21 protein-coding genes are annotated in these 17281 nt (G+C 71.8%); 11 read left to right on the top strand and 10 right to left on the bottom strand.

Annotation, left to right across the window (positions count from 1 at the left end; all coding sequences use genetic code 11):
• Together ACWDZ7_RS32145 and bioB are read right to left on the bottom strand one after the other, a co-directional pair.
• Positions 1-1281 (bottom strand): adenosylmethionine--8-amino-7-oxononanoate transaminase, encoded by a 1281-nt coding sequence (locus tag ACWDZ7_RS32145; protein ID WP_451801879.1) that lies wholly within the window; start codon positions 1279-1281, stop codon positions 1-3.
• Positions 1274-2437: a biotin synthase BioB gene (bioB, locus tag ACWDZ7_RS32140; protein WP_451801878.1), complete on the bottom strand. Its 1164-nt coding sequence runs from the start codon at positions 2435-2437 to the stop codon at positions 1274-1276. Before bioB ends, ACWDZ7_RS32145 begins: the two co-directional genes overlap by 8 nt.
• Positions 2438-2557: 120 nt before the next feature.
• Here bioB and ACWDZ7_RS32135 point away from each other — a divergent pair, with 120 nt between their 5' ends.
• Entirely contained in the window at positions 2558-3718 is a 1161-nt protein-coding gene (locus ACWDZ7_RS32135; RefSeq protein WP_451801877.1) for an 8-amino-7-oxononanoate synthase, read from the top strand.
• Positions 3719-3750: 32 nt separating this feature from the next.
• Here ACWDZ7_RS32135 and ACWDZ7_RS32130 read toward each other — a convergent pair whose 3' ends face one another.
• Both ACWDZ7_RS32130 and ACWDZ7_RS32125 read right to left on the bottom strand, forming a co-directional pair.
• The gene (locus tag ACWDZ7_RS32130; protein WP_451801876.1) at positions 3751-3975 is read right to left on the bottom strand and encodes a DUF397 domain-containing protein; all 225 of its coding nucleotides are present in this window, start codon (positions 3973-3975) and stop codon (positions 3751-3753) included.
• A gap of 9 nt (positions 3976-3984) precedes the next feature.
• On the bottom strand, positions 3985-4851 hold the full coding sequence (locus ACWDZ7_RS32125) for a helix-turn-helix domain-containing protein (protein ID WP_451801875.1): 867 nt from the start codon (positions 4849-4851) through the stop codon (positions 3985-3987).
• Between the two features lie 273 nt (positions 4852-5124).
• Here ACWDZ7_RS32125 and ACWDZ7_RS32120 point away from each other — a divergent pair, with 273 nt between their 5' ends.
• Positions 5125-5577, top strand: coding sequence for an ATP-binding protein (locus ACWDZ7_RS32120; protein WP_451801874.1), 453 nt, complete (start codon positions 5125-5127; stop codon positions 5575-5577).
• A 43-nt stretch (positions 5578-5620) separates the two neighbouring features.
• Here the strand turns inward: ACWDZ7_RS32120 and ACWDZ7_RS32115 are convergent, their stop codons facing one another.
• Positions 5621-6538 (bottom strand): LysR family transcriptional regulator, encoded by a 918-nt coding sequence (locus tag ACWDZ7_RS32115; protein WP_451801872.1) that lies wholly within the window; start codon positions 6536-6538, stop codon positions 5621-5623.
• Between the two features lie 120 nt (positions 6539-6658).
• Between ACWDZ7_RS32115 and ACWDZ7_RS32110 the strand changes: the two genes are divergently transcribed.
• The gene (locus ACWDZ7_RS32110) at positions 6659-7276 is read left to right on the top strand and encodes a LysE family translocator (RefSeq protein ID WP_451801871.1); all 618 of its coding nucleotides are present in this window, start codon (positions 6659-6661) and stop codon (positions 7274-7276) included.
• Here the strand turns inward: ACWDZ7_RS32110 and ACWDZ7_RS32105 are convergent.
• The 4 genes from ACWDZ7_RS32105 to ACWDZ7_RS32090 all read right to left on the bottom strand — a co-directional run bounded on the left by ACWDZ7_RS32105 (position 7215) and on the right by ACWDZ7_RS32090 (position 9856).
• Positions 7215-7823, bottom strand: coding sequence for a DUF6328 family protein (locus ACWDZ7_RS32105; protein WP_451801869.1), 609 nt, complete (start codon positions 7821-7823; stop codon positions 7215-7217). The two genes, ACWDZ7_RS32110 and ACWDZ7_RS32105, sit on opposite strands and share 62 nt — an antisense overlap.
• Before the next feature lie 81 nt (positions 7824-7904).
• Positions 7905-8378 carry a C40 family peptidase gene (locus tag ACWDZ7_RS32100; protein WP_451801868.1) on the bottom strand — a complete coding sequence of 158 codons (474 nt, stop codon included), beginning with the start codon at positions 8376-8378 and terminating at the stop codon, positions 7905-7907.
• 526 nt (positions 8379-8904) lie between these two features.
• The gene (locus ACWDZ7_RS32095) at positions 8905-9213 is read right to left on the bottom strand and encodes a hypothetical protein (protein WP_451801866.1); all 309 of its coding nucleotides are present in this window, start codon (positions 9211-9213) and stop codon (positions 8905-8907) included.
• Between the two features lie 7 nt (positions 9214-9220).
• Positions 9221-9856, bottom strand: coding sequence for an ATP-dependent Clp protease proteolytic subunit (locus tag ACWDZ7_RS32090; RefSeq protein ID WP_451801864.1), 636 nt, complete (start codon positions 9854-9856; stop codon positions 9221-9223).
• Positions 9857-10074: 218 nt separating this feature from the next.
• Here ACWDZ7_RS32090 and ACWDZ7_RS32085 point away from each other — a divergent pair, with 218 nt between their 5' ends.
• Positions 10075-10359, top strand: coding sequence for a type II toxin-antitoxin system Phd/YefM family antitoxin (locus ACWDZ7_RS32085; protein ID WP_451801863.1), 285 nt, complete (start codon positions 10075-10077; stop codon positions 10357-10359).
• Positions 10360-10579: 220 nt separating this feature from the next.
• Here ACWDZ7_RS32085 and ACWDZ7_RS32080 read toward each other — a convergent pair whose 3' ends face one another.
• Positions 10580-11626 (bottom strand): ABC transporter permease, encoded by a 1047-nt coding sequence (locus tag ACWDZ7_RS32080; protein WP_451801861.1) that lies wholly within the window; start codon positions 11624-11626, stop codon positions 10580-10582.
• Positions 11627-11774: 148 nt separating this feature from the next.
• Here ACWDZ7_RS32080 and ACWDZ7_RS32075 point away from each other — a divergent pair, with 148 nt between their 5' ends.
• From ACWDZ7_RS32075 to ACWDZ7_RS32045, 7 genes are all read left to right on the top strand, one after another.
• Positions 11775-12395 (top strand): TetR/AcrR family transcriptional regulator, encoded by a 621-nt coding sequence (locus ACWDZ7_RS32075; RefSeq protein WP_451801860.1) that lies wholly within the window; start codon positions 11775-11777, stop codon positions 12393-12395.
• A gap of 198 nt (positions 12396-12593) precedes the next feature.
• Complete coding sequence (locus ACWDZ7_RS32070; RefSeq protein ID WP_451514727.1) at positions 12594-12896, top strand: urease subunit gamma; 303 nt, start codon at positions 12594-12596, stop codon at positions 12894-12896.
• Positions 12897-12913: 17 nt separating this feature from the next.
• Positions 12914-13258, top strand: a complete 345-nt coding sequence (locus ACWDZ7_RS32065) for an urease subunit beta (protein ID WP_451801859.1) — start codon at positions 12914-12916, stop codon at positions 13256-13258.
• On the top strand, positions 13251-14972 hold the full coding sequence (locus ACWDZ7_RS32060) for an urease subunit alpha (protein WP_451801858.1): 1722 nt from the start codon (positions 13251-13253) through the stop codon (positions 14970-14972). The genes ACWDZ7_RS32065 and ACWDZ7_RS32060 overlap by 8 nt, the downstream gene beginning before the upstream one ends.
• Before the next feature lie 36 nt (positions 14973-15008).
• Positions 15009-15683: an urease accessory protein UreF gene (locus ACWDZ7_RS32055; RefSeq protein ID WP_451801857.1), complete on the top strand. Its 675-nt coding sequence runs from the start codon at positions 15009-15011 to the stop codon at positions 15681-15683.
• A gap of 119 nt (positions 15684-15802) precedes the next feature.
• The gene (gene ureG / locus ACWDZ7_RS32050; RefSeq protein ID WP_451801856.1) at positions 15803-16486 is read left to right on the top strand and encodes an urease accessory protein UreG; all 684 of its coding nucleotides are present in this window, start codon (positions 15803-15805) and stop codon (positions 16484-16486) included.
• Positions 16483-17280 (top strand): urease accessory protein UreD, encoded by a 798-nt coding sequence (locus ACWDZ7_RS32045; protein ID WP_451801939.1) that lies wholly within the window; start codon positions 16483-16485, stop codon positions 17278-17280. The genes ureG and ACWDZ7_RS32045 overlap by 4 nt, the downstream gene beginning before the upstream one ends.
• Position 17281 lies beyond the last annotated feature (1 nt).

Raw genomic sequence — 17281 nt, 5'->3', positions numbered from 1 at the left:
TCAGCCCTCCCTCGCCGCCGCGCACACCGCACGCGCGATCTGTGCCACGTCGTCGTCGCCCGTGATGAACGGCGGCATCGTGTAGATCAGGTCGCGGAACGGCCGTACCCACACGCCCTCGCGCACCGCCGCCCGCGTGGCCGCCGCCATGTCCACCGGGTGCTCGAGCTGGACGACGCCGATCGCCCCGAGGACGCGGACCTCCCGTACGGAAGGAAGGGCGTCCGCCTCCGCCAGGCCCTCGCGCAGACCCGACTCGACGCGCTTGACCTCGGTCTGCCAGTCCTGCCCGAGGAGCAGGTCGATGGAGGCGCCCGCCACCGCGGCGGCCAGCGGATTGCCCATGAACGTCGGCCCGTGCGCGAGGACCGGCACCTCGCCCCGCGAGATGCCGTCCGCGACCCGCGGCGTGCACAGCGTCGCCGCCAACGTCAGATAACCGCCGGTCAACGCCTTGCCCACGCACATCACGTCGGGCGTGACGCCCGCGTGGTCCGCCGCGAACAGCGCGCCCGTGCGGCCGAAGCCCGTCGCGATCTCGTCGAACACCAGGAGCACGTCGTGCGCGTCGCACGCCTCACGCAGCACCCGCAGATAGTCGGGGGAGTGGAACCGCATCCCGCCCGCGCCCTGCACCACCGGCTCCACGATCACGGCGGCCAGCTCACCCGCGTGCCGCTCGATCATTTCGCGCAGGTGATCCGCGTACTTCTCCTCGTAGGCGGTCGGCGGCGCGTCCGCGAACACCTGCTGTGGCAGGACCCCCTGCCACAGCTCGTGCATGCCCCCCTCGGGGTCGCAGACGGCCATCGGCTGCCACGTGTCGCCGTGGTAGCCGCCGCGCCACGTCAGCATCCGCCGCTTCTCGGGACGGCCGAGCGAACGCCAGTACTGCAGGCACATCTTCACCGCGACCTCGACCGAGACCGAGCCCGAGTCGGTGAGGAAGACGTGTTCCAAGCCCTCGGGGGAGATGTCGACAAGGCGCTTCGCCAGGGTCACGGCGGGCTCGTGCGTGAGGCCGCCGAACATGACATGGCTCATCCGGCCGAGCTGGCCGCGCACCGCTTCGTTCAGCACCGGGTGGTTGTAGCCGTGGATCGCGGACCACCACGAGGACATGCCGTCGATCAACTCGCCCGAACCGCCCGCGAGCCGCAGCCGCACTCCGCTCGCCGACTCGACGACCAGCGGTTCGTCACGTCCCGGCATGGGGCCGTAGGGGTGCCAGACATGGCGACGGTCCAGTTCGAGGAGGTCGCCCGGGGAGAGGTCAGGCATTGGGCGCCAGGTCCGTTCCCGCGCCCCTGCGACGTACCGCCACCAGGTCCGTCCGCGCCTCGTTGGACTCCGCCGCGGGCTCGCCCGTCCCGCAGGGACCGCAGCCGCCCCCCTCGTGCGAGCCGCAGCCCGCCGCGACGGCGTCCGCGTCCACCCGGTGCTCCGGCAGCGTCACCTGATCCGCGCCCTCGACCTCGAAACCGGCGTCCGCGATCATGTCCAGGTCCGCCTTGCCCGCCTGGCCCTCGCTGGTCAGATAGTCGCCCAGGAAGATCGAGTTGGCGAGGTTCAGGGCGAGCGGCTGCATCGTGCGCAGATGGACCTCGCGGCCGCCCGCGATGCGCACCTCGGCGTCCGGGCAGACGAAGCGGACCATCGCGAGGATGCGCAGACACCGCTGCGGCGTGAGGTTCCACTCCTTGGCCAGCGGGGTGCCTTCCATGGGGATCAGGAAGTTCACCGGCACCGAGTCCGGGTCCAGCTCGCGCAGCGAGAAGACCACGTCGACCAGGTCCTCGTCGCTCTCGCCCATGCCCGCGATCAGCCCCGAGCAGGCGGAGAGCCCCGCCGCGTGCGCCTTGCGCACGGTGTCCACGCGGTCGGCGTAGGTGTGGGTCTTGGTGATGCCCGCGTACGTCGCCTCGGACGTGTTGAGGTTGTGGTTGTACGCGTCGGCCCCCGCGCCCCGCAGCCGCTCCGCCTGGCCGTCCGAGAGCAGGCCGAGGCAGGCGCACACCTCGACGCCCTCGTTCCGGTCCTTGACGGCCGCGATGGTCTGCGCCACCCGGTCCACGTCACGGTCGGTGGGCCCCCGGCCGCTGGCCACCAGGCAGACCCGCTTCGCGCCGCCCGCGACACCGGCCGCCGCGGCCTGCGAGGCCTCGTCGGGCTTGAGCCAGGTGTACTTGAGGATCTCGGCCTTCGATCCGAGCCGCTGCGAGCAGTACGAGCAGTCCTCGGGGCACAGGCCCGACTTGAGGTTGACCAGATAGTTGAGTTTCACCCGTCGCCCGAACCACTGCCGCCGTACCCTCCCGGCGGCGGCCACTACGTCCAGGAGATCGTCGTCGGAGGTGGCCAGCACGGCCAGCGCCTCTTCGCGGGTCGGCAGTTCGCGCCGAAGCCCCTTGTCCACCAGCGTGTTCAGCAGATCCATGGCGCTGATCCTTACGCACGGCAGGCTCCCCGGCCAAGGAGGATTCGTACAACAGAACCGGTTTGAGGTGTGGGTATTGCCACATCCTGGTCCGGTGGCAGGGCGGCTAGGGTCTGTGCAATGTCTACAAACAGGCACCCCGCGACGGGCGCGTTCGACTGGATCGACGAGCAGGCCAGGCTGCGTGCCGACGCCGGGCTCGTCCGCACCCTGCGCCCGCGCGCCGCCGGCGCGGACGGTCTCCTGGACCTGGCGAGCAACGACTATCTGGGCCTGACCCGGCACCCCGAGATCACCGAGGGCGCCGCCGCGGCGGCCCGGCGGTGGGGCGGCGGAGCCACCGGCTCCCGGCTCGTCACGGGATCCACTCGTCTCCACGCCGAGCTGGAGCGCGAACTCGCCGAGTTCTGCGGCTTCGAGGCGGCGCTCGTGCTCTCCTCCGGCTACGCGGCGAACCTCGCGGCGGTCACCGCCCTCGCCCCGCACGGCTCCCTGATCGTCTCCGACGCGGGCAACCACGCCTCCCTCATCGACGGCTGCCGGCTCGCGCGCGCCGCGACCCAGGTGGTGCCGCACGCCGACCCGGAGGCGGTACGCAAGACGCTGGACGCCCACGACGGCCCCGCCGTCATGGTCTCCGACTCGGTGTTCTCGGTGGACGGCGACGCCGCGCCGCTGGCCGAACTTGCGGACGTATGCCGGGGGTTCGGTACAGGGCTGATCATTGACGACGCCCATGGCCTGGGCGTAATCGGCGACGGCGGCCGTGGCGCACCGCACGCCGCGGGCCTCGCGGGGGCCGCCGACACGGTGGTCACCCTCACTCTCTCGAAGTCCTTCGGCAGCCAGGGCGGCGCCGTCCTCGGCCCCGCCAAGGTCATCGACCACCTGGTGAACGCCGCGCGGACGTTCATCTTCGACACGGGCCTCGCCCCGGCGGCGGTCGGTGCCGCGCTCGCGGCCCTGCGGCTGCTGCGCCGCGAGCCCGAACGCGCCGCGCGGGCCCGCCATGTCGCCGCTCAGCTGCATCGGCGGCTCACGGCCGAAGGGCTGTCGGCGGTACGTCCCGACGCCGCCGTCGTCTCCGTGCGCGCACCGTCACCGGAGTCGGCCGTGCGCTGGGCCGCCGACTGCCGGGCCGCGGGCCTCGCGGTCGGCTGCTTCCGCCCGCCGTCGGTGCCGGACGGCATCTCACGGCTGCGGCTGACCGCTCGCGCGGACCTCACCGACGCACAGATCGCCGATGCCGTACGAGTGATCAGCCGCACCGCTCCCCGATGAGGTGTCCGGCCCCGAGCGGGGCCGGACCACGGTCATCGGAGGCTGTCGACGAACGTCTCCCAGGGGCCGGGGGAGAAGAGCAGGGCGGGCCCCGCGGTGTTCTTCGAGTCGCGCACGGCCAGCAGGCCGGCCGGTGCGCCGGAGTCGAGCGTGGCTGTCTCGACACAGTTGTTCATTCCGTTGCTGCGGCTGCTGCGCTGCCACCGCGCACCCTGCAGTGTGGTGCTGGAAGGTACGTACCGAGGCATTGCGGTCATGGTGCCTCCTTACGCGCCGTCGCTTAGCCCGGCGATGAATTCCTCTGAGTCCTCGGGTGAGAGCGCTTGTTCCTGAAGGGAGTTGAAGGCCTTCGTATACGCCTGGAGGTCCTCTTTCCGTTCGAGATAGAGGCTACTCGTCAAGTGGTCGAGAACAACCACATCCAGATCAGCAGTGTTCGGAAATGAGAAAATAACGAAAGGCCCGATGAGGCCCACATGCTCTCCGGAGGTGTACGGCAGCACCTGAAGTCGCACCTGGGGCAACAACGCCACCTCCCGTAACCGCGCGAGCTGTCCCGCGAAGACGCGTGGCCCGCCCACCGAACGGCGCAAAACCGCCTCGTCCAGGACCACGCTCAGGCGCAGCGGCGGTTGTGCGCGCAGCACGTCCTGCCGGGCCAGGCGCACCTCCACCAACGCGTCGACCTGCTCCTCGGGGAGCCCGCGGAGCGCCGCCCGGGTCACCGCGCGCGCGTACTCCGGGGTCTGCAACAGCCCAGGGACCACGGAGGTCTCCAGCGTGCGCATCCAACTCGCCTGCGCCTCCAGGCTGATGAAGTCGCGGTAGGCGACGGGCAGCAGGTCCCGGTAGGCCTTCCACCAGTGGTGACGCCCTACCGATGGGGTGTCGTCGGTACCGGCCAACGCGACGAGCAGCTCGCCGAGATGCGGATCCTTCACGTCGTAGGCCTCCAGCAGGAGGCGCACGTCCGTGGCCTTCACACCACTGCGGCCCGTCTCGATCCGGCTCACCTTCGACTGGTGCCAGCCGACCTTGGCGGCGGCCTGGCTGCTGGTGAGTCCCGCGACGCCGCGCAGCGCGCGCAGTTCGGCGCCGAGCCTGCGGCGGCGCACTACGGGGCCGTACTGCATGTCCGTCTCCTTCCGGACCGAGCCGTCGGGTCACCCGGCGGCAGAGCGGGGGACAGGGGCGACAGTAGAGGAAGCACAGACCTCGCACCCAAATGCGTTCGGTCGTAGCAGAGTTCACCGCTTCGAGCGACAGATATATGCACATCTCGGTGGATCGCCACCCGTGACCGGCAAAGGAGTGGGAGGCTGGCGCGAAGGACCAGTCCGGGGCGTCCTCGAATTCAACCGCTCCGAGTCGGAGACCGACCCCGGTGGGAAAGGGACAGCGTCGCCATGGCAGACCACCAGGAAGCATCCGTCACTCTGCCGAGCGATCCCGCCTCGGTCTCCGCCGCCCGCAGGTACGTGGCGAACGTACTCGCGGAGTGGGGGCTGCCGGGCGAGGCCGAGATGGGGGAGACGATCAGACTGATCGTCTCCGAACTCGCCACGAACGCCGTGCAGCATACCCGCGGTCAGTCACCCACCTTCACCGTGGATGTCGAGCTCGACCGGGACGAGCAGCTGCGGATCGGCGTCACCGACAGCCATCCGCGCTATCCGAAGCGGCTGCCGGCGGCCGTCCAGCAGGACAACGGCCGCGGCATGGTCATCATCCGCTGTCTGGCCGCCGAGTGCGGCGGCAGGCTCTCGGTCAGCCCCACCGACGAGGGAGGCAAGACCGTGTGGATCGCCCTGCCCTGGACGGTCCCCGTCCGGCACCGGCCCCGCGACGCCGCGCACTGACCCGCGGGACGCCGCCTGGCCCCGGCTCCCGGGGTCTCCTGGCTCAGCCGGTGTTCGCCGAGCGCCCGAACGCGCCGCGCAGCAGCGCCCTGAAGGAGTCCGCCGCGGCGTTCGACTCGTCGGCGCGGTGCACGACGGAGATGGTCCGTCGCAGCTCACCCGGGTCGAGAAGCCGCATCCCGACCGGCGTCGCGGCGGTGCGCGCCACCATCTCCGGCACCACGGCGACACCGAGCCCGGCGCTCACCAGGGCGCAGACCAAGGCGTAGCCCGGCGTCGCGACGACCACGGCGGGCGTCGCCCCGGCCCGCGCCAGCGCCCGCTCCACGGCCCGCCGCGGCGGATGGTCGGGCGCCATGCTGATCAGCGGCTGTCCGGCCAGCGCGGCCGGCGCCAGCCGTGACGTGCCGCTCGCGAGGGCGTGCCCCGGCTGGGTCACCAGGACCAACTCCTCCACCAGGACCGGCTCGGCCGACACGGCGGCGGGCAGCGTCACCGGGTCGGCGGGCTCGTAGGTGTGGGTGAGGGCCAGATCGACCTCGCCCGCCGCCACGGCCGCGACGCCGGACGGCGGTTCGTGGTCCGTCACGGTCAGCTCCACCTCCGGATGAGCCCTGCGGAAGGCGGTCAGGACGGGCGGCAGCAGATGAATGCCCGCGGTCTGGAAGGTGCCCACGCGCAGCCGCCCGCCGGAGAGCCCGGCGAGCCGCGCCAGTTCGTGCCGGGCCCGCTCCATCTCGTCGAGCACCCGGCGGGCGTGCCCCACGAGCAGCTCGCCCGCGCCGGTCAGCCGGGCGCCGCGGTGATGGCGTACGAGAAGGGCGGCACCCGCCTCCCGCTCCAGCTTGGCCAGTTGCTGGGAGAGGGCGGGCACGGTGTAGCCGAGACGCCCGGCGGCCCGGGTGATCGAACCGGCCTCGGAGACCGCGACGAGCGCGGCCAGCCGCGTCGGGTCGTACATGGCAACCACCCCTCCCGCGGCGCACGCCCGGAGCAGAGCCGAGGGCTAAACGTCTGCTTAAGGCAGACCCAGGATATTGCACATACCCGCTGAAGGCCCATGCCCGGCAGGCTGGGCGGCATGGACGCACAACTGGTCGCCTTCACCGGGGTCGCTGCGGGCATAGTCGCCATGCCGGGCGCGGACTTCACCGTCGTCGTACGCAACGCCCTCGCCTCACGGCGGGCCGGAGTCGCCTGCGCGCTCGGCGTCGCCGCCGGGCTCCTGGTGCACACGGCGCTGGCGGTCGCGGGGCTCGCGACGGTACTCGCGGCCGTCCCCACGCTCTTCGAAATGCTGCGACTCGCCGGCGGCGCCTACGTGCTGTACCTCGCCTGGCGCGCGCTGCGGTCGGCGGCGCGCGCACGCGCCACGGAGGACGACGAGCCGGTGGTGCGGGGCGGCGGCCTGCGCGAGGGCTTCCTCACCAACGCCCTGAACCCGAAGGCGTCCATCACGTTCCTCAGCGTGCTGCCGCAGTTCGTGCCCGACGGCAGCCCCGCGATGCCGAGGACCCTGCTGCTCGCGGCCATCGTCGTGACGCTCGCCCTGCTGTGGTTCCCGGTCGTGGCGCTCCTCGTGGACCGGCTCGGCACATGGCTGCGCGGACCGCGCACCGCCCGCGCCGTCGAGGCCGTCACCGGCACCGCTCTCGGCGCACTGGGCCTGGTGCTTCTCCTCGAACCGCTCCTCGCGTGAAGACCACGGTCTTCTGAGGTGAGGGCGTGGGAGGCTTGGCCGTCTCGGCCGGGGGCGTCTCGTCGTCCCGCAGCCCCGCACGCCGCACCAGACGCGGCAGTACGCCCCACAGCCCGGCGCACACCACGAACGTCCCGACGCCCGCGGCCACGCCCTCGGCGCGCCCGGCCGTCACGTCCACGACGAGCAGCACGGCCCCGGAGAGGGCGAGCACCAGTACGCACAGACCGATGGCGGCGAGGCGGGAGGAGACGCGCACGATCAGTGGCTTGGCGCGCTGTTGGAACAGTGATCTGTGCAGCGCGGCCGGCGCCGTGAACAGCGCCGCCGCGGCCACCGCGAGCAGCAGCGTCGTCACATAGGTCGCGCGCTGCATGGCGTCGAGCGAGGGGAACCGCGCCGTGAACGCGAGGCTCAGCAGGAAGGCGAAGAGGATCTGGACGCCGGTCTGGGTGACCCTCAACTCCTGGAGCAGCTCCGCGAAGTTGCGGTCGGCGCGCTCCAGCGGCGTCTCATTGCGTGCGGTGCAGGAATAGTTGTCCGACATCCGGTACGGGTATCCGCGCCGACGCGGACCAAGCACCCCCGGGGGTGCTCGGTGCGCGCCGGCCGGACACCGCGGGCGGGGTCAGCGGACCCGGCCGTACCAGACGCTATTGGTCCAGATCTTCTCCAGGCGCACTACGGTCCCCCTCTTGGGCGCGTGCCAGATGCGGCCCTTACCCGCGTAGATACCGACGTGGTAGACGTTGCGGCCCGAGTGGAAGAACACGAGGTCGCCGCGGGTCCGCTGGGACTTGGCGATGTGCCGCGTCTTGTTGTACTGCGCGGCGGCGGTGCGCGGCAGCTTCTTGCCCGTGCGCTTGAACGAGTACAGCGTCAGCCCCGAGCAGTCGAACCGGTTGGGTCCCACCGCTCCATAGGCGTACGGCGAGCCCTTCTTGGACGCCGCGATCTTGAGCGCCTTCGTTCCGTGGGTCGCTGCCTCGGCTTCCGACGTGAGCCCGGGGGCCACGATGGTGCCGCCTACGACGGCGAGCGTGAGAGCCGATGCGGCCCCCGTTCTGCTGAGGAGCGACGGAACGTGATTCAGCGCGGTCATGCGTAACCCTTCGTCAGCCGCCTGTGAAAGATGACCTGTCGGGTTCGGGCAGGCGAAGATGCCCGGCCGCGTCGTGCTCTGCGGCTTCACCCCTAGGGCGTCGTCCGGACTTCCCGGACGGGCCCGTCTTGCTCGGGTCCTCCACTCCTGCCGATGCACCGATGTCGACCGGTCATCCGGGTGGCGGCAGGACTCGGCGTCCGCCCGGATCGCCCCGCCGCTGTGGCGGGGGCTTGTCGTCGGAAGGGATCTTGACCCGAAAAGGGTTCGAAAACCGAGCCGAAACCGTCTTTTGTGAGGCTCCTCACGACTGACCCGTTCGGGTGGACACTGCCGAAATCGGGTGTGGGCCCCCGGGTCCGACGACGGCGCCACCAGCATTGGAATGTGTCATTCCGCCCGCTCTGTGCGCGCCCTGTGCAACTTGCGGCCGCACGCGAATGGACGCGCATGTACCCCAACTGGGGTAGCCCATCTGGTCCACTTCGAGGCGGTCCCGGACGGTGCGAGGAGCGGAACGCCACATTCAACCGCGCGGCGGGGGCGGTACGCCGACCCGTCGGGCCCGCCGCTCGCCGTCGAGTACGCGCAGCGCCTGGGCGAGCGTGGCGGCGTGCACCTCGCTCTCGCCCCGCTGGTGCATGACCGTCAGCGCGTCCCGCAGGGCGGTCGCCCGGCCGACGAGCGCCTGTGCGGCGCGCAGCCCGCCGTAGGTGTGTTCGGCGCGGGCGGGGTTGATCCGGCCGAGCAGATCGACGACTTCGAGGTAACGGTCGATCAGCTCGGCCTCGGCCCGGGTCAGTGCGGGCAGTGGAGGCAGGTCGGGCGGCAGCATCGGCGGCTCACCGCGCTTCGCGCTCGGTGAGCGAGGTCTTGCGGCTCGGGATGATCCGGTCCACGAGCCCGTACTCCAGCGCGGCCGCGGCGTCGAGGATCTTGTCCCGCTCGATGTCTGCGGAGACGCGGTCCGGGCTCTGGCCCGTGTGCCGTGCGAGCAGTTCTTCGAGGAGCCGCCGGGTGCGCAGCATCTCGTCGGCCTGGATCGCCAGATCGCTGGCCTGGCCCTGGAACGGCTCGGGGGCCGAGGGCTGACGGACCAGCACCCGCGCCCCGGGCAGCGCCTGCCGCTTGCCGGGCGTGCCCGCCGCCAGCAGCACGGCGGCGGCCGAGACGGCCTGCCCCAGGCACGTCGTCTCCACATCACAGCTGACGAACCGCATCGTGTCGTAGATGGCGGTCATCGCGCTGAACGAGCCGCCGGGGCAGTTGATGTACAGCGAGATGTCACGGTCCGGCGCCAGGTATTCGAGGTGCGTGAACTGCGCCATCACGTCATTCGCGGAGGTGTCGTCGATAGGGGTGCCGAGGAAGACGATGCGCTCTTCGAGAAGCCGCGAGTACGGATCGAGGGTCCGCGTCCCCGAGCTGGTGCGCTCGGTGAACTCGGGCAGGACATAACGGGCGGACGGACGGTTCATGGCGCGCCTCTCTCCTTGGGCGGTCGGCGGAGCGGTCCGGCTGTCCGACAAAAATGTACAGGACGTACGTAAACTTGAGTGGGAAATCTGCTCAGGGCATACGCGGCAGGGACGCGGCCCATAGAAATCACTCCGAACTCGCTCCAAGCCCGCTCCAAGCCCGCTCCGAGATCGCTCACGCCCGCAGCCCGGGAACGGCGGCGTCTAAGCTGGAGGACATGGCCTACGAGATTCCGGTGACGCAAGCCCGGGCAGAGCTCGCCGAGCTGATCAACCGCGTCGTCTACGGCGGCGAGCGGGTCGTCGTCACGCGACACGGCAAGCCGCTCGTGGCACTGGTCTCCGCCGCCGACCTGGAGCGCCTCGAAGAACTCGCCGAGGCCCCCGAGGAGCGGACGGTCAGCACCGTCACCGCGATCAGCTCCGCCCCGCCCTCCGGCACGGCTCAGGAGCACCGACGCTTCGGCATCGCGGCGGAGCACCGGGGGTCCAACGTCACGTAGCCCGGGGTGAGTCCGTCGCCACGTAGCCCCGGGGCGGGGTCCGGCGTCATCTAGCCCGGAGCGGGGTCCGGCGCCATCTGGCCCCGAGGCCGGGCTGAACGCCACGTAGCCCGGGGCAGGCCCGGCGCCACTGAGCCCCCGGGCACCGCCGAACGCCACGCAGCTCCCGGGCAGGCCCAACGTCACCCAGCCCCGGGCAGGCCCAACGCCCCGCGCCGGCTCAGCCCACCGGCGTGGCCTCGCGCCGGACCGAGGGGTTTCCCGCGGCGGGCGCGCGTCGTGCGCGCGGTGTGAGCAGCAGGACGGTCGTGAGGCCGAGTACGGCCCACGCGCCGAGGGTCAACGCGGGCGCCGCGGCTCGTGCGCCGTCGAAGAAGGACACCGAGCGCAGCAGGGAACCCCCGGCGCCCGGCGGCAGCAACTGCCCGAGGAATCCGACCGGTTCCGGCAGGAGCCGCGGCGCCGAGGTCACGCCGGAGAAGGGGTTGCCGAGCAGCACCATCAGCAGGGCGCCGACCCCGATGCCGGCCGGGCCGACCAGCGCGCCGAGCCCGGCGACGGTGGCGCTGACCGCGAGCGTGGAGAGCCCCAACACCCCCGCTTCCGCCCACCAGTTGCCCGTGAGGATGCCCAGCCAGCTGTGGGTGAGGGCGGCCGCGACGGCGCCGACGAGTACGGCGGCGCCGACCAGTGCGGTCACCGAATGGATGCCGCGTAGTCCGCGCAGCGTGACGAGCGCGCCCGCGGCGACCCCGGCGATCGCCAGTGGCAGCACGCTCGATCCGAGGGCCGAGCCCCGAGGGTCGGCCGCGGGGGCGGGGACCACATCGACGGTCGGCACCGCCGAGCCCTTCGGGTCCTGATCCCGCACGGCCTTCTCCAGGAGCTGCGCGACGACAGGGCTCGCGGCCGTCGCGGTCAGCAGCTTGGGTCCTTGTCGCGTGGCGACGATCGCGCCGTATACGGAACGCTCCTCGATGGCGGACCGGGCGGCGGCCTCATCGGCGTAACGATGGATCTCGAACGCGCCCTCGTGCCGTGAGAGTTGCTGGGTGATCGGCCCCGTCGCGGCGGCCGGTCCCGCGACGCCGAGCGGCAGGTCGCGCGGCGCGGTGCGGGCGGCGGGCCAGGCGAAGGCCCAGAGCGCGAGAGCCACGAGCGCGGGAACCAGGACGGCGACCAAGGCGATGCGAGGGCCGGGTGCGGGTGCGGGTGCGGGTGAGGGTGTGGGAGCGGGCGTGGGCGCGGTGACGGGTGGCGTGGACATGGGTTCCTCCCGTGTCGTTACGTTGATTTGTTACGTCGATTCGTTTACGTCGATTTAAAGAGAAGGATCGTTCGTTTTATCGAGTGGGGTCACTGTCCTGCCGGGCGGTTCGCTTGTCAAGAAGGAATGTTCGTTCTACGTTGAGACCATGGCCCGCGTATCCCAGCAACACCTCGACGCCCGCCGTCGGCAGATCCTCGACGGCGCCGCGCTCTGCTTCGCGCGCAACGGCTTTCACGCCACGTCGATGCAGGACGTGCTGAAGGAGGTGGGCCTCTCGGCGGGGGCCGTCTACCGCTACTTCACCGGCAAGGAAGAGCTGATCGCCGCGATCGTCTCCGAGGTGCTCGCGGACATCAGGGGCATCTTCGACGCCGCCGCCCGGCAGAGCCCGCCGCCCCCGCCGGACGTCCTGTTGGGCCAGGTCATCGCCGAGGTCCTCGACCTGAGGCCCGGCATGCGGGACGGCGACACCTCGTACTTCCCCCGGCTGATGGTCCAGGTCTGGACGGAGACCCTCCGCGACGAGCGGCTGTCCGCCGTCATGGGCGGCGTCTACGCCGAGGTGCGGGCGGGCTGGGTGAGCGTCGTCGAGGCCTATCAGGAGGCGGGGATGATGCGCGCGGACGTGCCGGCCGACCATGTCGCGCGGACCATGATCGCCGTGGTGCAGGGGTTCGCCGCGCAGTACGCGCTCTTCGACGACGTGCGCGTCGAGGCGCTGCAGGACGGTCTGCGGGCCCTGACGGGTATGGCGCGGCCCAGCTGATGGTCATGGGCCGGTCAACGACTGGTTAACCTCGTTGAAACTCCCCCCAACTACCCTCCCATCCCACGCCACCAGGGGTTTTCGTAACCAGGGTGCGCAAGATCGCGCGCATTCGCTGTGTGTTACATCTATACCCGTCGCGGTGGCCGCGGCAGCCGGACCCGCACGGTTCGGACCGAGGACTGTGAGGTGGGACGCGTGCAACTGACCCCGCACGAGCAGGAGAGACTGCTCATCCATGTGGCCGCGGATGTGGCCGAGAAGCGAAGGGCGCGGGGGCTGCTGCTCAACCACCCCGAGTCGATCGCCCTCATCACCTCCCACATCCTCGAAGGCGCCCGGGACGGCCGCACCGTCGCCGAGCTGATGTCGTCGGGGCGCAAGGTCCTGACCCGGGACGACGTCATGGAGGGCATCCCCGAGATGATCCACGACGTCCAGGTCGAGGCCACCTTCCCGGACGGCACGAAACTCGTCACCGTCCACGACCCGATCGTCTGACGGGAGTCACGCGCCTCATGCATGCCGCGACGCACAGCACAGGTCAGGGCCTCGTCCCCGGAGATATCCTCTTCGCGGACGCCCCCGTCCCCTTCAACGAGGGCCGCGAGGTCACCCGCCTCACCGTCCTCAACGCCGCCGACCGCCCCGTCCAGGTCGGCTCCCACTACCACTTCGCCGAGGCCAACCCGGGTCTGGACTTCGACCGCGGCGCCGCACACGGGAAGCGGCTCAACATAGCCGCGGGAACCGCCGTGCGCTTCGAGCCCGGGATCCCCGTCGACGTCGAACTCGTCCCGCTGGCCGGCAAGCGCGTCGTGCCCGGCCTGCGCGGTGAGACCGGAGGTGCCCTCGATGCCTGAGCTGTCCCGTGCCGCGTACACCGATCTGTTCGGCCCCACCACCGGCGACCGGATCCGGCTCGCCGACACCGATCTGCTGATCGAGATCGAGGAGGACCGCGCGGGCGGCCCCGGATGCTCCGGCGACGAGTCGGTGTTCGGCGGCGGCAAGGTCATCCGTGAGTCGATGGGCCAGTCCCGCGCCACCCGCGCCGAGGGCGCCCCCGACACGGTCATCACCGGCGCGGTGATCATCGACCACTGGGGGATCGTCAAGGCCGACGTCGGCATCCGCGACGGCCGCGTCACCGGCATCGGAAAGTCCGGCAACCCGGACACCATGGACGGTGTCCACCCCGACCTCGTCATCGGACCGGAGACCGAAGTCCTCGCGGGCAACGGCAAGATCCTCACCGCGGGCGGCATCGACACCCATATCCACTTCATCTCGCCGACCATCGTCGACGAGGCGCTCGCCTCCGGAGTCACCACGCTCTTCGGCGGCGGCACGGGCCCCGCCGAGGGCAGCAAGGCGACCACCATCACCCCGGGCGCCTGGCACCTGGCACGGATGTTCGCGGCCATGGAGTCGAGCCCGGTCAACATCGGCTTCCTCGGCAAGGGCAACACCGTCTCCGCCGAGTCGATGCACGCCCAGCTCCGCGCCGGCGCCGTCAGCTTCAAGATCCACGAGGACTGGGGCGCGACGCCCGCCGTCATCGACGCCTGCCTGAACGTCTGCGAGGAGACCGGCGCCCAACTCGCCGTCCACACCGACACGTTGAACGAGGCCGGCTTCGTCCAGGCCACCTTCGACGCGGTCGCGGGCCGCACCCTGCACGCCTTCCACGTCGAGGGCGCGGGCGGCGGACACGCCCCCGACATGATCACCGCGGTGTCGCTGCCGAACATGCTGCCGAGCTCCACCAACCCGACCCGGCCGCACACCGTCAACACCGTCGAGGAACACCTCGACATGCTGATGGTCTGCCACCACCTCAACCCGGCCGTCCCCGAGGACCTGGCCTTCGCCGAGTCCCGCATCCGGCCCACCACCATCGGGGCGGAGGACATCCTCCACGACCTCGGCGCCATCTCGATCATGTCCTCGGACTCCCAGGCGATGGGGCGCGTCGGCGAGGTCATCATGCGTACGTGGCAGACCGCGCACGTGATGAAGCGGCGCCGCGGCTTCCTGCCGGGCGACACCCGCGCCGACAACCGACGCGCGCGTCGCTATGTCGCCAAGTACACGATCAACCCGGCCGTCGCACAGGGCATCGACCACGAGCTCGGCTCGGTCGAGGCCGGCAAGCTCGCCGACCTGGTGCTGTGGGACCCGGCGTTCTTCGGCGTCAAGCCGCAGGTCGTCCTCAAGGGCGGACAGATCGCGTACGCGCAGATGGGCGACGCCAACGCCTCCATTCCCACCCCGCAGCCGGTCCTGCCGCGCCGCATGTACGGAGCGCACGGCAAGGCCCCGGCCCTTAACTCGGTCAACTTCGTGACCCGGTCAGCATTGGACGACGGGCTTCCGGAACGCCTCGGCCTGGACAAGCAGTTCCTGCCCATCCACTCCACCCGCGGCCGCTCCAAGGCGGACATGCGGGAGAACGACGCGCTGCCCCGGGTCGAGGTCGCCCCCGACAGCTTCGCCGTCACCATCGACGGCGAACTGGTCGAGCCGTCACCGGCCGCGGAACTGCCGCTCGCCCAGCGGTATTTCCTCTTCTGACGGCCCCGAACCCCGACGACCACTGGCGACCATCACATGTCACGCGCAGCACTCCTCGTCCTGGCCGACGGCCGCTTCCCCGCCGGCGGGCACGCCCACTCCGGCGGGGCCGAAGCGGCCGTCAAGGCGGGCCGTGTCACCGGAGCCGCGAGCCTGGAGGCCTTCTGCCGGGGGCGGCTCCACACCAGCGGCCTGGTGACGGCCGCCCTCGCGGCGGCCGCCGCTCTCGGCGTCGACCCGGCCGCCCTGGACGAGGCGGCCGACGCCCGCACGCCCTCACCCGCCCTGCGGACCGCGGCACGGCGGCTCGGGCGGCAGATGATGCGGGCCGCCCGCGCCACCTGGCCGCACCCCGAACTCGACGCGCTGGCCCGGCGGTTCCCCAAGGGCACCCATCAGCCGATCGTCCTCGGGCTCGCGGCCCGCGCCGCCGGGCTCGGACCCGAGGACGCCGCGTACTGCTCGGCGTACGAAGGTGTCAGTGGCCCGGCGACCGCCACGGTGCGGCTGCTGAGCCTCGACCCCTTCGACGCCACGGCCGTCCTGGCGCGGCTCGCCCCCGATCTCGACCGGGTCGCGCTGGACGCGGTCGAGGCGGCGAGACGCGCCGCCGACGAGGGCGTCGACGAGCTGCCCGCGGCGTCCGCTCCGCTCCTGGAGATCGGCGCGGAGGCGCATGCGGCCTGGCCTGTGCGGTTGTTCGCCTCTTAGCGGCGCTCTGCCTTCCGTACCTGACCCGGGGGCTCTGCCCCCAGACCCCTTATCGGCCTGAACGGCCTCGTCCTCAAACGCCGGACGGGCTGAGACGGTCCGGACCATTGGAGACCCTCATGCACCTCGACCACTCCCACAACGGGCCCGCCGCCGTCAGCGCCGACGCCGTCCGGCCCGACGGGCGCCGCCGCGCCCTGCGCATCGGGCTCGGCGGGCCCGTCGGCTCCGGCAAGACCGCCACCGTCGCCGCCCTGTGCCACGCCCTGCGCGCGGAGCTCTCCCTCGCCGTCGTCACCAACGACATCTACACCCGCGAGGACGCCGAGTTCCTGCTCCGCGAGGCCGTCCTGCCGCCCGAGCGGATCACCGCCGTGGAGACCGGCGCCTGCCCGCACACCGCGATCCGCGACGACATCTCCGCCAACCTGGAGGCCGTGGAGGACCTGGAGGACGAGGTCGGACCGCTCGACCTGATCCTCGTCGAGTCCGGCGGCGACAACCTCACCGCCACCTTCTCCAAGGGGCTCGTCGACGCGCAGATCTTCGTCATCGACGTCGCGGGCGGCGACGACATCCCGCGCAAGGGCGGCCCCGGCGTCACCACGGCCGACCTGCTCGTCGTCAACAAGACCGACCTCGCCCCGCACGTCGGCTCCGACCTCGCCCGGATGGCCGCCGACGCCAAGGCGCAGCGCGCCGGACTCCCCGTCGTCTTCCAGTCGCTGCGCTCCGACGACGGCGTCGGGCCGGTCGCGGCCTGGGTGCGCGAGCAGTACGCGGCGTGGACCGCGTCGCCGTGACGCTCGGCCTCGCCCCACGCGGCCGCACGGAGCCGGGCCATGGCGCGGGCCTGCGCGCCACCGCCCGCGTCGTGGCGCGCGCCGACGGCCGCGGCGGCACCGCCCTGCCCGTGCTCGACGGTGAGGGGCCGCTCGCGCTGCGGCGCACCCGCTCGGCCGGCCCGGCGGCGCACGTCACCCTGGTCGGTGCGATGAGCGGACCTCTGGGCGGCGACCACCTCACCATCGAAGCCACCGCTCGCGAAGGAGCGAGGCTGCGCGTCGGCTCCGCCGCGGCCACTCTCGCGCTGCCGGGCCAGACCAAGGAGACGGCGCGCTACGACGTGCGCCTCACCGTGGCCGAGAGCGGCGAACTGCACTGGCTGCCCGAGCAGTTGATCTCGGTGTGCGAGAGCGATCTGCGCGTCACGACGCGGGCGGAGCTGGCCGCGGGGGCCCGCCTCGTGCTGCGCGAGGAACAGGTGCTCGGCCGCACCGGCGAAGCCTCCGGCCGCCTGACCAGCCGCCTCACCGTGCGCCGCGCGGGCGTGGCGCTGCTCGACCAGGAGCTGTCGTACGGGCCCGGCGCGCCCGGCGGCTGGGACGGCCCCGCCGTCCTCGCGGGACATCGCGCCGTCGGCCAACTCATCGTCGTACGGCCGGAGTACGAGCAGAGCAAGCCGCAGGCCGCGCCGCTGGGGGAGTGGGCCGCGCTCACTCCCCTGGCCGGGCCCGGCGTCCTGATCACCGCGGTCGCCCCGGACGCCCTGCGGGTGCGCCGCATTCTGGACGGGGCTCTGCGCGACCTGGGCTGAA

The sequence above is a fragment of the Streptomyces sp. NPDC003032 genome (assembly GCF_053591415.1).
This window is presented reverse-complemented; position numbering and strand designations above follow the sequence as displayed.